This window comes from Pontibacter saemangeumensis, assembly GCF_039541895.1.
GTDB lineage: Bacteria > Bacteroidota > Bacteroidia > Cytophagales > Hymenobacteraceae > Pontibacter > Pontibacter saemangeumensis.
The window spans coordinates 73,665-88,994 of sequence record NZ_BAABHC010000042.1; the positions used below are offsets into that span (position 1 = coordinate 73,665).

Genomic DNA, 15,330 nt, shown 5'->3' on the forward strand with positions numbered 1-15,330 from the left:
ATTAAGCCGATACAGTGGCTTAATCCATAGGCGCAAAGTTTTCATCTCTACCTGAAGGGCATGTGGAAGCTATGCTGACATACGCCTCCTGCGTTTGGTCCAAATAATTTGCATTCTATTCTTTGGAAAGGATTGCTGTTCCAGGGAAAGAATCACATTGCCTTAAGGCTTGTTCCGCTATCAATAGAAAAGCAGATCCATCGCTTATATATAAACTGAATTACTATTCACTTGCCCTTGCCGTTATCTAAAGGGTTGGCATCACCTTATATAGTAATGCTGTTCCCCTTGTAGCTGTACAGAAAATGCAGGAGAGCGGGCATTCCCCCTGTCGCAAATCAAGGAAAGAATTTTTTCAGTGCTTGCCTGAAGGCGCTTCTATGCTGTATCTTTAGGAGACAGATACAGCGATGCCCTCTACCTTTAAGATCTACTCCTCCTCTGCCGGCTCCGGCAAAACGTACCACCTGACAAAGGAGTACCTGAAGCTGGCGCTGCACACGCCCAACCCGGACTATTACCGTTCCATCCTGGCCATCACCTTCACCAACGATGCCGCCGCGGAGATGAAGGAGCGGATTCTCGGGGCGCTGCGCCATTTTAATGACGTTACCCTACCGGAGAAGGACAAGGCGAAAAGCGAGCTGCTGCTGGCGGGCATAACAGCAGACCTACAGGACGAGTACCCGGAGGAGCAGCTTGACAAGGAGGAGGTGCGCCAACGCGCGGCAGCTTTGTTCCGCCAGATCCTGTATAACTACAGCGACTTCTCCGTCAGCACCATCGACTCATTCGTGAACAAGATCGTGCAGGCTTTTACACGCGAGCTCAACATACCCCACAACTTTGAGGTGGACCTGGACTCTAATACGCTGGTGAGCACGGCGGTGCAACTGCTGCTGGACAAGGTAAGCGACCAGAAGGGAGACCTGCTGTCGGAGACGCTGGAGCAGTATGCGCTGGAGAAAGCCCGCGAAGGCAAAAGCTGGACCATGCTGCCCGACGACCTGATGGACTTCGCGAAGAACCTGCTGAACGAGCAGGTATATGAGGCGGTGACGGACCTGCAGCAACTGACGCTGGAAGACTTTAAAACGGTGCGGGCTGAACTGGCGCAGGTCGTGCAGGACGTGGAAGCCGCCGTGAGAGAAACAGCCACACAGGCGCTGACGGCCATACATAGCGCCGGCCTCTCCCCCTCCGACTTTTACCAGAGCACACGCGGGCTCTACAGCTACTTCAACACGTTTGCGCGCACCGTGGACCTGAACTACGGCAACAATTTCGCCCGCCAGACCGTTGAGGACGACAAATGGTACGCCGGCAAGATCAACACCGCCACCAAGGCCCAGATAGACCAGGTGAAGCCGGAACTGACGGAGCTGTACCAGCAGCTCGAACACATCAAGGAACAGTACGCCGAAACCTTCACGCTGATCCAGGCGATCGTGCCGCACCTCTACAAAGTGTCGGTGCTGAACGAGCTGGAGAAGTGCCTGCAGGAGATCAAGCGCGACAAGAACACGGTGCATATATCGGAGTTTAACAAGCGCATCATCGACATTGTGCTGCAGGAGCCGGTGCCGTTTATATATGAGCGGCTGGGTGAGAAATACAACCATATCCTCATCGATGAGTTTCAGGACACCTCGGTGCTGCAGTGGAACAATCTGCTCCCGCTCGTGGACAATGCGCTGGCCTCTGGCCACTTCAGCATGGTGGTGGGCGACGCGAAGCAGGCCATCTACCGCTGGCGCGGCGGCGAGATGGAACAGATCCTGCACCTCTACAAAAAGACAACGGAGCACCTGTACCGGAACCGCCGGCACGGCCACCTTATCGAGGAGCGCTACCAGACGGTGGACCAAGCATTGGAGCCTGCCGGCCTGAACACAAACTTCCGGAGCCGTGCCGAGATCATCGACTTCAACAACGAGCTGTTTACCTATATAAGCAAGGGCCACCCCGGCTTCGGCGTGTTCACGGCTATATATGACGAGGCGTTTCAGCAGCAGGTGCCGCCGGGCAGCGACAAACGGGGCGGCCACATCCAGATCATGTTCACGCACCCCGAAGACACCAACTTTATATATGACCTGAACAGCTGCGGCCGCACGGAGAAGCTATACGACGGCTACACCCGACCGGAGATTCTGAGCTACGACGAGAGTACCCTGAACATGGTGCTGCAACTGGTGCGGGAGGCGCAGGCGGAGGGATACCAACTGCAGGACATGGCAATCCTGTGCCGCACCAACATCAAGAGCAAGCTCATCGCCAACTTCCTGAAAGAGCGAAAGTTCCCCATCATTTCCCAGGACTCGCTCTCGCTGCAGTTTGCCGAGGTCATCAACCTGATCGTCTCCCTGTTCCGGGTCTTTAACCGGCCAAATGACACGCTGGCCAAGTCGGAGGCCCTGTACCTGGTGTGCAAGGTGGCGCTGGAGACAACCCCGACCACAGAGATGACGCAGACCATCGCCGCCATCGCCAACGAGCCCGACAGCCAGCCGTTCTTCGACCAGCTGCGGGTGTTCGGCTTCGATGTGCAGGAGCGCCAAACGGGCAACCTCTCCATCTACGAACTCACTGAAAAGCTCATCCGCATCTTCAGCCTGCTGGACAAGAACAACGAGAGCGAGTACCTCTTCCGCTTCCTGGACCTGGTGCTGGAGTATAGCCTCAAGCACAGCAACAACCTCAACAACTTCCTCGGCTACTGGGACGTGCAGAAGGAGAAACTCAGCATCAACACGCCCAAGAACAGGAACGCCATCACCATCACCAGCATCCACAAGTCCAAGGGCCTGGCCTACCCGATCGTCATTATTCCCTTCGCCGACTGGAGCACCGAGCCGATGAACCGCGCCCTGATGTGGAGCCAATTGCCGGAGGAGGTGCGCGTAACGGGCAAGCTGCGGAGCGTGGCAGTTAACATAAGTTCTAAACTGGAGAAAACCATACTGGCGGAACAGTACAGCACGGAGGTGGAGAAAACGTTCATCGAGAACCTGAACATGCTGTACGTGGCCCTCACCCGCCCCATCGACCGGCTCTACCTGATCGGCAACAGCAAAGACCTGCTAGAGGAGAAAAAAGCGGCGCGCGCGCTGGAAGGTCCTGCTAAAAATATAAGTCACCTGCTGTACCGCTACCTCGTTTACAAAGAGCTCTGGGAGCCGGGCAGGTTCTGTTACCAGCTGGCCAAAGGGACAGCACAAGTGACACACACCGCCGATGCGGACAGCCATACCTACTCCCTCGACCACCTGACCTCGACGGACTGGGAGCAGCGCCTGAAGATAAAGCAGCACGCTAACAACGTATTCGACTTTGAGACGCAGGCCATTCAGCGTCAGCAGAACCGCAAGCTGCATTATGCCCTCGCCCGCATCGCATTTGCCCCCGAACTGGACCAGGTGCTCCGCCAGATGGTGTACGAAGGCATTATCAGCGACAGGGAAAAACCGGAGCTGAAGCAGAAACTCATTCGGGTGCTGCAACACCCGAAGCTGCGCCATTACTTCACAAACAAGGTCGCTGTGGAGCATGAGAAGGAGGTGCTCGATGCGCGGGCATACCTCTACAAGCCCGACCGCATTGTATTTGATGGAGCGGCTGTGGTGCTAATGGAGTTTAAAACGCCGCCACCGGAGCCGGAGCATCGCAACCGCCTCGACCACTATGCCGTGCGTTTCCGGCAGCTGGGATATGAGCAGGTGAAATGTATCCTTTACTATTTCGAGACAGAGGAGGTGAAGACCTGGAAGTATAGCGGCAAGAAAACGGAGCAGCTGGGGCTGGGACTTTAAGGGCCACTACTGAGACCAAAGACATCTTCTATATATGGCTTTAAACTTATGGGAGCGGCATTCCTCTGGGAAAGAAAATGAATTTTAATTTGTCTTTTGGATACCCTTGGCATGGGCTACCTCCGTATGTACTGCGGTATATTTAACGGATAATTTGCCGATGCCTGCCTCCTGAGGCTCCTCTTAGAACCGGGTATGAGATTGATTTAGAAAAAGTGGTTCGTGCGCGTTGGTTTCAGCCACCCTTGCCTTGCTTGCGCTCGCAGCAAGGCAAGGGTGGCGTGATGGAGACCATGCCGCCCGGTTCCTTTATTGAATTATGCAGAATTACAACAACCTGAAGGTAGACCTGTCCAACTGCGATACAGAGCCTATCCATATCATTGGCCGGATACAGCCACACGGCTTTCTCGTCATCATGGACGAGGAGACCCTGCAGATAGAGCAGGTAAGCCAAAACACCGGGCAGTTTCTTGACCTGTCCCCGACAGCTATAGTTGGAAAATCCATTCAAGAAGCTATATGCCGGGACGGGGAGCGGGAGCAGTTGGAAGTGCAGTTAACCAAGGCAAAAAAAGCCAGTCCGCAACTGCTGGAACTGCAGGGGAAGCAATACTTTGGCTTTGTGCACCGGTCAGAAAAAAAACTGGTGCTGGAGTGTGAGCCCGTGGCGCAAACCACAGGCCAGCGCAGGCTCGACAACTCCCTTGCCTTCTGCCACTTCCAGTATGAGCTGAACGAACTGGAATCGCTCCAGGCCCAGGCCAACCTGCTGGTGGAGTTCGTACAGGAAGTGCTGGCATATGACCGGGTGATGCTCTATGTCTTTGACCAGGACTGGCATGGCGAGGTGATCGCGGAGAAAATAAGGCCCGGGGTCCGCTCCTACCTGCACCACCACTTCCCTGCCTCAGATATACCGGGGCCGGCCAGGGCGCTGCTCATCAAAAAGCATATCAGGCAGATACCGGATGTGGATGCCGCCGCTGTTGACATCATACCCTATCTGAATCCAACAACGGGCGAGCCGTCCAACATCATCCGTTCAGAGCTCCGCAACCCCTCCGAAATACACATGGAATATCTCCGGAACATGGACGTCGGTGCGACCCTTTCCTTTTCCATCATGGTGCGCAACAAGCTGTGGGGGCTGATCGCCTGCCAGCACAAAACCCCGCTGTTTATAGATTACTGGAAGCGAATGACGTGCAACCTGGCTGCCATGGCCTTCTCCAACGCGGTGGTCGCTAGCCGCGAGAAGCGGGATGTGCAGGCTTTTGAGCGGCTGAAACAGGTTGAACAAACACTCATCAGGCAAATAGACAGCGCCGGCGATTTATTCGAAGGGTTGTTTGAGCGGGAACAGCAACTCCTGCACCTGGTAGCTTGTGCGGGAGTGGCCGTTCACTTCAACCAACACCTGGTTACCGCGGGCAACACCCCGGACAATAGCCAGATAGAGGAAATAATCGACTGGCTTTCGGAACAAAAGGTAGAGGGGGTTTTTGCCACGAGGGAACTCTCGAAGCTGATGCCCTCTGCAGACAGCTACCGCCACGAGGCCAGCGGCCTGCTTGCCATGGAAATCTCGCGCTACAGCAAGGAGTATATCCTGTTCTTCAGGCCAGAGATACAGGAAACGCGCATTTGGGCCGGCGACCCTGAAAAGCCCAACGCCAGCGCTGACTTGCGGGTTCACCCGCGCAAGTCGTTCGACCACTGGAAAGAGACGGTGCAAGGCAAGTCGCAGCCCTGGTCGCTGAACGAACTGGAGATAAGCCAGGTACTGCAAAAGGATATCACCGCTATTCTGCTGCGCAACCAGGCCCGCAAACTGAAAGACTTGAACCATGAACTGGAGGCCTCCTTTGAGGAACTGCGAGTGAAAAACAACCGGCTGGAGGATTTCGCCCACATCATCAGCCATAACCTGCGCTCGCCCATGAGCAACATCAAGGGGCTGCACGACCTCTACGAGGCAGAGCCGACGCAGGAAAACGCCGCGGTGGTGATGGAAAAGATCAATGTGATGATTGACAACATGTCGGACACCATCCAGGACCTGAACCTGATCCTGAACATGACCCTCGACCAGCAGCTTCCGCGGGAAAGCACGTCGATAGCACCCTTGATCGAAAAGCAGGTGCAGAACCTTCAGGCCGTGATAATGACCCGCCAGGCAACCATCGAGACAGACCTGCAGGTGCGGGAGATCCTGGCCCCGAAAGTATATATCGAAAGTATCCTGCACAACCTGCTGTCCAATGCGCTCAAGTACAGCGCAGACGGCAGGCCGCCCCGCATCAGGATCAGCACCTGGCAGCAAGGCAGCTCCGTTTTTTTGGCGGTTGCGGATAATGGCATGGGGATGGACCTGGAGAAAGTGGGGAACAAGCTCTTCGGCCTTTACAAAACCTTCCACCAGAACCGCGACTCCAAAGGCATGGGGCTTTACCTCACGAAGTTGCAGGTCGAGTCGATGGGTGGAGAGATAACGGTGGAAAGCGCGCCCGACCAGGGGACCACCTTCGCCGTCAGGTTTGAAGCGGATCCCCAACAACCGGATCGGAAAAGCTAATGCTAAGCCATTTACCGGCTCGTGCCCGGCTTCTGTTAAGCGGCAGCCCGTGAGCAGCATCCGGCGCTATTGGGTTTAGGAGGATGAGGTGAACGGCTCTTTTCCCCGCTAAAATCAGGGACATAGCCCGTTGGTATCGGCTTTATCCTTAAATTGAGCAAGCGATACACAGGGCGCTGCCTGCCTGACTCCAGGCGGTATGGCTTACAGGCTTTGATCATCAACAACTTAATACAGATTATGGAACCACGGTTAACCCTCATCACCCTCGGCGTGACAAACCTGCAGCGGTCAAAGGCCTTTTATGAGCACATTTTTGGCTGGCAACCGACGTCCATGAGCAACGAGTCCATTGTTTTCTTTCAGTTGAACGGCATCCAGCTGGCCCTTTTCCCGCAGGAGTCCTTGGCAGACGATGCAGGCGTGCCGGCCGACGGAAAGGGCTTCCGGAGGTTCTCGCTGGCCTATAATGTGCAATCGGAGCAGGAAGTGGACGAACTGGTAGCGGCGCTGGCGGCCAAAGGCGTCAAAGTGCTGAAGCAGCCGGAGAAAGTGTTCTGGGGCGGTTACAGCAGCTATATAGCCGACCCCGACGAAAACCTGTGGGAAATAGCCTATAACCCTTTTATCCCGCTGCAGGGCAAGGATGATTTCGAGAACCCATCTAAACGCTAACCTGGAGGAACACTTATTTTATATATAATTATTAAATTAAGTCTCCATGTTTAGAAGAATTGGTATCGTAGCTCTCTATGTTATAGTACCTTTATGCTTATTTTTTTGGTTCAACCTGCAAGTGAGTTATAAGTATGAAGTTGATCACCAAAAAACGTTCGTTGCTATTGATGATAAGCTCACACCTTTAGAAAAAGCAGATATATACAAGGAGTTAAGCGTATTAGAGAAAGATATCAAACGGCAGTCTAATTTTATGCTTCTCGGGGCTGCTGTTGCGTTCTTTTTAGCAACCATCCTTGTCATGAGCACTACTGAAGAGCCTTAATAGTATTCCCTCAAATACTCATTCAACCGTACCACCCTTGCAGACTTTTTTAGAGCTCTCAGCGAAATACGTTTACGAAAAGCACAAAGAGAACATCAGCGACCTGTGCATTGTGCTGCCGTCGCGCCGGGCCAGTTTTTTCTTTAAGAACGCGCTGGCGCAGGCGGCCACTGAGCCGATCTGGTCGCCGGAGGTGTCGGCGATGGAGGACTTTATATGCCGGCTGGCTAAGACGGACGTGCTGGAGCCGATCAATTTACAGCTGGAGCTATATGACCTGATGCGCGAGCAGGACCCGCTGCTGGATTTCGACCAGTTCGTGACCTGGGCCGGCACGCTCCTCGACGACTTCAGCCGCATCGACCAGAACCTGGTGCACACGGGCAAGCTGTTCGAGTACCTGGGCGAGGCCAAGGCGCTGGAGCGCTGGGACCCGAAGTTCCTCGGCAAGGAGTTCTCCCCCACCCTCCGCAAATACTTCAGCCTCTGGGACAACATCGAGAAGACCTACCACAACCTCAAAGCGCGCCTGCACGATAAAAAGCAAGCCTATACCGGCATGGCTTTCCGTAAGGCAGCCGACAACATTGAGCAAATTGCCAAAGACGCTGCCTGCGCCCAGTATATCTTCATCGGCCTGAACGCACTGACAGCCTCGGAAGAAAAGATCATCAAAACGCTGCTGAAGCACGACAAGGCCGAGGTGCTGTTTGACTCCGATGACTTTTACATGGAGGAAGGCACCCCGAACCGGGCGGGCAGCTTTCTGCGCAAATACAAGACCACCTGGAAGCTACCGGAGTGGCGCTGGCAGCAGAACATGCTGCTGACGGATGAAAAGGAGATCAACGTGATCGGTGTGGCCAATGCCAGCATGCAGGGGAAACTGGCGGGGCAGTTGCTGCAGGAAATACGGGCGCAGGACAAACATGCGCAGGTAGCCATCGTGCTGCCCGACGAAACGCTGCTGCTGCCGGTGCTGCACTCCATCCCGGAGGATATCCCGAACTATAACGTGACGATGGGCCTGAGCTTCAAGGGCACGCCCCTCTTCAACCTCATCGACCTGCTGTTCGAGGTGCACCTGACAGGCATCAACCAACTGCAGGAGTCGGGCTACAAAGTGTACCAGTACCACCACCTGTCGGTCACGAAGCTGCTCACCCACCCGTTCATACGCCGCTACGAACTATATATAAACGACCAGCCGGAGCAGGCCAAATTCCACGGCATTATTCAGCAGGTGCTCGACAAGATCGTGCAGGACAATCGGGTGCTGGTGTCGGCGCAGGAGCTCCTGAAACTGGGCCAGCACCACCCGCTCTTCGAGGTGCTCTTCAAGACCTGGCGCGACTGCGACGACATCATCGCCAGCCTATATAACCTGATCGAATTGCTGCGCACGGTGTACAGTCACGGCCGCAACTCCATCGAAACGGAGTATCTATATATCTTCTACACCATCGTGAAGCGCCTCGACACCATCTTCGACTGCCGCGAGCAGAAGATATCGGTGCGCAGCTTCCGCAAGTTTATATATGAGCTCATCTCCTCCACCCGCCTCCCCTTTAGCGGTGAGCCTATCTCCGACCTGCAGATCATGGGTATGCTGGAGACGCGCGCGCTGGATTTCGAGAACCTGATCATCCTGTCGGTGAACGAGAACACCCTGCCGGCACCCAAGCGCCACGAGTCGCTGATGCCTTACGACGTGCTACGGGAGTTCGGGCTGCCGACCTACGCCGAGACGGAGAGCACGATGGCCTACAATTTTTACCGCCTGCTGCAGCGCGCCAAACGCGTGAACCTGCTCTACGTGCTGCCCTCCGACACCTACGGCTCCGGCGAGAAAAGCCGCTTTGTCCTGCAACTGCAAAACGACCTCGCGCTTCGTAACCCCAAAATTAAGTTCAGGGATATGACAGCCTCCGTGGAGCAGAAACAGCTGCGGGAGTACAGCGAGGAAATCCTGATCGAGAAAGACGCCCAGACGATCGCGCAGCTGAAGCAGGAGTTGCAGCGCGGCCTCTACCCATCGCACCTGAACATGTACATCAACTGCTCCCTGCAATACTATTTTACCCGCATCGTCAAAATGCAGGAGGCGGAGGAAGTGGAGGAACAGCTGGGCGCGGACAAGTTCGGCACGCTCGTGCACCAGGTGCTGGAGGATTTCTTCCGGGAGTTTGAACAGTCGGGCAAACCCATCGAGACCTCGGATGTGGAGCTCATGCTGACGCAGCTGCCCGGGCAGGTGAAGATGGAGTTCAGCCGCGTGACGCGGGGGGCGCTGCCGGAGCGGGGCATGAACCGCCTGCTCTACAAGGTGGCGGTGCAGGTGCTGGAGAAATACCTGCAGAACCTGCTGTACTCGCCTGAACTGCCGCTCTACGTGCTCCGCCTCGAGGAAACCTTATCAGCCACTTTGCCCGTGCAGGTGGGCGACGAGCTGCTACAGGTGCGCATCGCCGGCAAAGCCGACCGCATTGACCTGGCGGGTCACGAGCTGCGCGTGATTGATTACAAGACGGGTAAAGTGGAGCCGGGGCAGCTGAAGGTAAAGCCGGAGGAAGTGGAGCTGCAGTTCACCACCGACCCCACCTATGACAAAGCGCGGCAGTTGTGGCTGTACCAGTACGTGCTGCAGCGCACGCTGCAGGAGCAGCCGGAAACGATTCTGCGCAACGCGAAGCACGTGGAGCCGTGGAGCATACAGCCAAAATCCGGCATCCTGTCGTTCCGCAACCTGGATGCCGGCGTGATGACATCCGAATTCAACTTCACCGAAGCCGACGGCAGCACCCCCAAAGATTTCATGGCCGCTTCTGAAGCTCTCCTCTCCGACTTCGTGCGCCGCATGCTGGACCCGCAGGAGCCGATCCGCAAAACAAATGACCTGGACGTGTGCCAGTGGTGCCCGTATAGGGGGATTTGCGCGAGGTAATCAGCAGGATGTAATGATTCGCGACATCTTATATATACTGAGTATAGAATAGTAAAACCAGTGGCTTTGGAAGATTTAATCGCTGAGGCTGCGGAGGTTATATATGAGACAGGCCCATCCTTTACCAGATGGGCCTGTCTCATATATACATTCAGTTGTGGATTAAGCTGGCTACCGTGCGACTGGCTTTCCTTTTGCCAAGGACTTACTATTCTTAGCGGGAGTCGCCGGGACTTTATTCCCTATCACAGCATAATAAGCGTTCACTCTTCCATGGCCGTAGAAAGGGTCGCGACCTGGTTTTCCTAAGTCTTCGGCGGTTGTTCTCAGGATGGTCTCCACCTGCGAGGGTTTCATCTCACCACCACTCTTGCCGATAACAAGCGCCGCAACGCCGGAGGCGTGCGGAGCAGCCATACTTGTTCCGGCCGACCAATACCAGCTTTGCTCACTACCGGTGCTGAACACCATGTCGAATACCCACACTGGGGCTGTCACAAAGCCAATGGTCACCTCCTCCTCACCAGGGTAACTAAAATCGCCGCCTGGGGCAGCCAGATCAACCTCAGGAGTGCCGTAGTTGGTGTAGGAAGCCGGGTAATCGAGGAAAGCGTTGAAAGGATCCAGTGCCCAGCCCCTTGGCGCGGTGGCAGAGACAGAGATCACATGCGGTGCATCAGACGGTACATGTACCAGAGAGCGGTCTCTGTTCCCGTTTATAGCATCGTTTCCGGCGGTGGATATGACGGTTACCCCATGTTGGTAGGCATATGAAGTAGCTTGTTTTAGCGCGTTTATAAGCTGTTGCGCTGCTTTTGCATCATGTACCACATTTCCCTCTTCATCCAAGAATTTCCCGTTATGTGGTATATAGGCACCTAAACTCATATTGATCACATCGGCATTCTGATTCACCGCATGTATAATGCCACTTATTATCCAAGAAAAGGCTCCAGACCCCTCGTCACTTAACACCTTAACCAATATCAGTTCTGCCTCGGGCGCTACGCCAATCGTGCCATAACCATTGTCTGCTGCGGCAATAGTGCCGGCTACGTGCGTGCCGTGGCTAAAGGGATCAGGCAAGTCATATTGCAATTCCTCCCAAGGCACAAAGCTTTTACTGGCAGCAAGGTCAATATTTGGCTCCAGGTCCGGATGCGTCAGATCAAAGCCTGTATCTAAGACAGCTACTCTGGTGCCCGCTCCTCTGTAGCCCGCGTTCCAGGCTTCGGGGGCATCAATCGCATCGTGCCCCCATTGCAGGTCGAAGAAGAAGTCATCGTCCCCACTGGCTGGTGGGTTGCCGTAAGTTGCCTCCACCTGAATCCCTTTTTGCTTAGCCGGGTCGAACCACTGTATCTGAAAATCATGCATGACAGCGCTAACACCTTTTATCTTAGAGGCTTTTGCAATAAAATCCGGGTCTGATGAAGTTGCAGTAGCAATTCCGGCTTGTTCCATGGTAGCTGTTAGTTTTCCTTTCATGGCCCCCATCTGGCTCTTCAACTCTGAGGGAATCGAATTAGAGGCCGAAATAATAATATAACGGTCAGACAGTATTCTTATGCTAGAGCCGGCGTCCACTCCTTGTGCTTGGCTTGCTACGCTTTGCCTCATACTGTCTTCAGGCATTATTTCCTCATCCTCTACGGAGCACCCAAATGAGGCGGTCATAATCAAAGAAAAGGCATAAATCACTTTCGTTGCGTACTTTGTTTTCATACTTAAAATGGTTAAAGACTAATTCTCAAGGTTTTGGCTGTGCACCTTGTAAATTTGATAGGGCCAAAAGAAAATCTATGTCAGCAACTAAAATAAGCCTTAAGCAATATGCTGCTGACATCAAAGCGGATAAAAATATTGATTATTTTATATTATATGTGATTAATTAAACGGAATTCGGGTAGTTATGTTGAATTCTCTCACTCTAATATTAAAGGCGTTGACGTCACAAATTTTACTGTTGGTAAAAATAAAGAGTGGCTGTTGAAGCTTTGTTTAGCTTACTGTGCATTCCTCCTGTAAATCAAATCCGTTTCCGGTACTGGCAAGCCTTTGGATACAGGAGGAGTTAAACCATAGGCTGCGGTTATAACGGCAGACACCTGTATTTTTCCAATGGCAGGCACAGCATCATCCTTAATATAACAGTAACTTTGCATGCTTTCGCTCACGAAAAGCTTTTTAACATATCGGATCTACATTGAACAGAGGTGCAGAAATTTTTGCCCGCTTTGGGCTAACGCTTCAGATATTCAAAACAGCCCTGGCGGCGGCGCTTTCCTGGTTTGTGGCCACGAGCCTGCTGCACGGGGAATATCCTTATTTTGCCGCCCTAGCCGCTATCCTGACGGTGCAGGTGACGGTGGCGGACTCCGTAGACAAAGCCACCCAGCGCATTATTGGAATTGTAGGCGGAGTGATGCTGAGCATGCTGCTGGGGTTCTGGTTCAAAATCGGGGCCATATCCATCTTCTTTGTGATCCTGCTGGGCATGGGCATTGCGAAGGCCCTTCGGATGAACCCGCAGATTATCTCGCAGGTAGCTATCAGTTCCTTCCTGGTACTTGCCTTCGGGCAAAATGAGGAAGGATACGCTTTTGCCCGCATCATCGAAACCATTCTGGGCTCCGGCATTGCCGTTCTGATCAACGCGCTGATTGTGCCGCAGAATGCCATACCGGATGTGGAGCGCAGCATCATCAGCACCAGCAGCCTGGCTGCCACCACCTTAAGGAGCCTCAACATGCTTTTGGATACTCACTTCATGCAAGGCAAAACAGGCCGCACTGAAGTGAATGCCCTCATCGTTGGTACAGAGAAATGCCAGGATACGCTGAAACTGGCCGAGCAAAGCCTGAAATACAACCCTTTTCTGACGCACAAGCGTACGCATCTCAGCCGACTTTCCGTTAGCATCAGCAAGTTGGAGCATATTACGGTGCAGATAAGAGGGATTCGCCGAAGCCTGCACGATCTGCAACAGAACCAGGCGTTCCAGGCAGAGTATGCGAACATTCAGCAGTTGCAAAGAACATTAGAGGCCACCGCAGACTGCATCGCCATTTTTGGAAAAACGATAGTCGACTCGTCAGAGGAAAACCTGTCGGCGCTGCGGACACAAATACAGGTGGCGCGCGCGGAGCAGGCACGGTGCCTGATCGACTTCAAGAATGTGGCCTCGCCGGAAGTGCTGCGCGACACTGGTAGTGTGCTGACAGACCTGAGCCGCATCGTGAAAGAAACCGAGCGGCAAAACACGGAGAAGCAATACAGCAGGGTACGGGAAGGGAATATTGGTAGCTGACCATCCGTTGAAATTCAGAAAGAGGTGCGAAAGAAGTGGGGATGATGTTGGGTACACAATTTATACCCGTACTTATGTAGGGGCGCTTCTATTTACTGCTTTACACGTCGCGCCGTCAGAAACAGTACCTTGGCTTTACATGATGCGTGCTTTCATTCACCCTTACTTTCCAGAGGTCCAATGCCTGAAGAACATTTGCCTATATACCAGATCGGGGACTTTGATGCGCAGGCACCCAGGGAGCGGTATTTCTACCTGAATTCCTTTGCTGCTCACCTGCGGGAGCACCTGTTCATCCAGAAGCCGCACAAGCACAACTTCTACATCCTGCTGTTTATCAGCAAGGGGCACGGCACGCACAGTATCGATTTTGAAGAATATCCTGTACAAGCCAACGCCGTTTTTTTCCTTGCGCCGGGGCAGGTGCATAGCTGGCAGCTCTCGGATGACACCGATGGCTATATCATCTTCTTTACCGCGGCCTTTTACCGGCTGGAGTACCCGCATCAGAAGCTTGCCCGCTTCCCGTTTTACCAGGCGGTGTACCGCCAGCCCCAGCTCCTGCTAAGCAATCCCGATAAAGACGCCATTCTGCCAATCATGCAGCGCATGCAACAGGAGCACGAGGGAAAGAAAGCAATGGCAGAGGATGTGCTCCGCGATTACCTCGATATCCTGCTAATCCTGCTGAAGCGCCTGTACCAGGAGCAAAACCCCTCAGAACAGATTCCGTCAAAGCTTCTGCCCCAGCTACAGGCCCTGGAGCACCTTATCGATCAGAACTACAGACAGCACCAGCCCGTGCGCTACTATGCTGACCAACTGCACGTGACGACAAAGCAGTTAAACGATGCCTGCAGGCGCGCCATCGGCAAGACGATCAGTGAACTGATTCAGGAACGCGTGTTGCTGGAGGCCCGTCGGCTACTGGTGCACTCGCACCTTACCATATCGGAGATTGCCTCCTCGTTAGGCTACTTCGATAATGCGTATTTCTTCCGTTTCTTTAAAAAACACACAGGCCAGACCCCGGAGCAGTTCAGGGTCTCCCAAAGCTAATCTGGTTGGAATGTCCATAATTCCGTATGATATGTCCAGTAAGCGGACGTTTTTTACCAATTATCTTTGCAGGACAATAGAAGCATAGGACGATATGAGCTGGAAGGAAACAAAGCTTTATAGCATTTTGAACACCAAATGCCCGAGGTGCCACGAGGGAGATATGTTCCCGAAGGGCACGCTTTACGATCTGCGGAAATTCTCAGAGATGAACGAAAAGTGCTCCTGCTGCGGACAGGTATTTGAGCCTGAGCCGGGCTATTATTACGGGGCTATGTTCGTCAGCTACGCCTTCAGCACCGCCATCTTCGTGGCCGTCTGGATCGCGCTGAGCTATCTCGTGGAGGAGGTTACCTTAGCCATGATGATTGGGGTACTGCTGGTGGTGGTAGTCGGGTTGCTCCCCATCAACTTCCGGCTCTCGCGCAGCACCTGGATCAACTTCTTCATCCGGTACAAAGGGCCCTGCCAGCATACCAGCGAGTCAGGCAGTCGCTCACGCTAAGTCATGTACGGGAATACATTTCCCATACCCCAAGCAAGAAAATCCCTCCGTTATGGGCTAGGATGTAAATTTTATTGGTGATGGAGGATAGAAGCCTGGCAGGCTATATATACTTTGCT

Annotated in this window: 9 protein-coding genes; 8 read left to right on the forward strand and 1 reads right to left on the reverse strand. The window is 53.7% G+C overall.

Going from position 1 to position 15,330, the window contains the following annotated elements:
- Positions 1-410: 410 nt before the first annotated feature.
- The 5 genes from ABD920_RS24485 (at position 411) to ABD920_RS24505 (ending at position 10,337) form a co-directional block, all read left to right on the forward strand.
- Complete coding sequence (locus ABD920_RS24485) at positions 411-3,812, forward strand: UvrD-helicase domain-containing protein (RefSeq protein WP_345163637.1); 3,402 nt, start codon at positions 411-413, stop codon at positions 3,810-3,812.
- A gap of 319 nt (positions 3,813-4,131) precedes the next feature.
- The gene (locus tag ABD920_RS24490; RefSeq protein ID WP_345163640.1) at positions 4,132-6,390 is read left to right on the forward strand and encodes an ATP-binding protein; all 2,259 of its coding nucleotides are present in this window, start codon (positions 4,132-4,134) and stop codon (positions 6,388-6,390) included.
- Positions 6,391-6,630: 240 nt separating this feature from the next.
- The gene (locus ABD920_RS24495) at positions 6,631-7,065 is read left to right on the forward strand and encodes a VOC family protein (protein ID WP_345163643.1); all 435 of its coding nucleotides are present in this window, start codon (positions 6,631-6,633) and stop codon (positions 7,063-7,065) included.
- Positions 7,066-7,111: 46 nt separating this feature from the next.
- Entirely contained in the window at positions 7,112-7,393 is a 282-nt protein-coding gene (locus ABD920_RS24500; RefSeq protein ID WP_345163646.1) for a hypothetical protein, read from the forward strand.
- A gap of 37 nt (positions 7,394-7,430) precedes the next feature.
- Positions 7,431-10,337, forward strand: a complete 2,907-nt coding sequence (locus ABD920_RS24505) for a PD-(D/E)XK nuclease family protein (RefSeq protein WP_345163649.1) — start codon at positions 7,431-7,433, stop codon at positions 10,335-10,337.
- Between the two features lie 171 nt (positions 10,338-10,508).
- Here ABD920_RS24505 and ABD920_RS24510 read toward each other — a convergent pair whose 3' ends face one another.
- A complete protein-coding gene (locus ABD920_RS24510; RefSeq protein ID WP_345163651.1) occupies positions 10,509-12,062 on the reverse strand; it encodes a S8 family peptidase in 1,554 nt (517 codons plus the stop codon).
- Positions 12,063-12,543: 481 nt separating this feature from the next.
- On the opposite strand from ABD920_RS24510, the gene ABD920_RS24515 reads away from it, so the two are divergent.
- From ABD920_RS24515 to ABD920_RS24525, 3 genes are all read left to right on the forward strand, one after another.
- Positions 12,544-13,647, forward strand: a complete 1,104-nt coding sequence (locus ABD920_RS24515; protein WP_345163654.1) for an FUSC family protein — start codon at positions 12,544-12,546, stop codon at positions 13,645-13,647.
- A gap of 180 nt (positions 13,648-13,827) precedes the next feature.
- Positions 13,828-14,706, forward strand: a complete 879-nt coding sequence (locus ABD920_RS24520) for a helix-turn-helix domain-containing protein (RefSeq protein ID WP_345163657.1) — start codon at positions 13,828-13,830, stop codon at positions 14,704-14,706.
- 94 nt (positions 14,707-14,800) lie between these two features.
- The gene (locus ABD920_RS24525) at positions 14,801-15,211 is read left to right on the forward strand and encodes a DUF983 domain-containing protein (RefSeq protein ID WP_345163660.1); all 411 of its coding nucleotides are present in this window, start codon (positions 14,801-14,803) and stop codon (positions 15,209-15,211) included.
- Positions 15,212-15,330 lie beyond the last annotated feature (119 nt).

Excerpts from the sequence above, each read along its gene's own strand:
- ABD920_RS24525 (WP_345163660.1), top strand. The coding sequence starts at position 14,801 with ATGAGCTGGAAGGAAACAAAGCTTTATAGCATTTTGAACACCAAATGC.
- ABD920_RS24485 (WP_345163637.1), top strand. The coding sequence starts at position 411 with ATGCCCTCTACCTTTAAGATCTACTCCTCCTCTGCCGGCTCCGGCAAA.
- ABD920_RS24495 (WP_345163643.1), top strand. The coding sequence starts at position 6,631 with ATGGAACCACGGTTAACCCTCATCACCCTCGGCGTGACAAACCTGCAG.
- ABD920_RS24510 (WP_345163651.1), bottom strand. The coding sequence starts at position 12,062 with ATGAAAACAAAGTACGCAACGAAAGTGATTTATGCCTTTTCTTTGATT.
- ABD920_RS24490 (WP_345163640.1), top strand. The coding sequence starts at position 4,132 with ATGCAGAATTACAACAACCTGAAGGTAGACCTGTCCAACTGCGATACA.
- ABD920_RS24500 (WP_345163646.1), top strand. The coding sequence starts at position 7,112 with ATGTTTAGAAGAATTGGTATCGTAGCTCTCTATGTTATAGTACCTTTA.
- ABD920_RS24520 (WP_345163657.1), top strand. The coding sequence starts at position 13,828 with ATGCCTGAAGAACATTTGCCTATATACCAGATCGGGGACTTTGATGCG.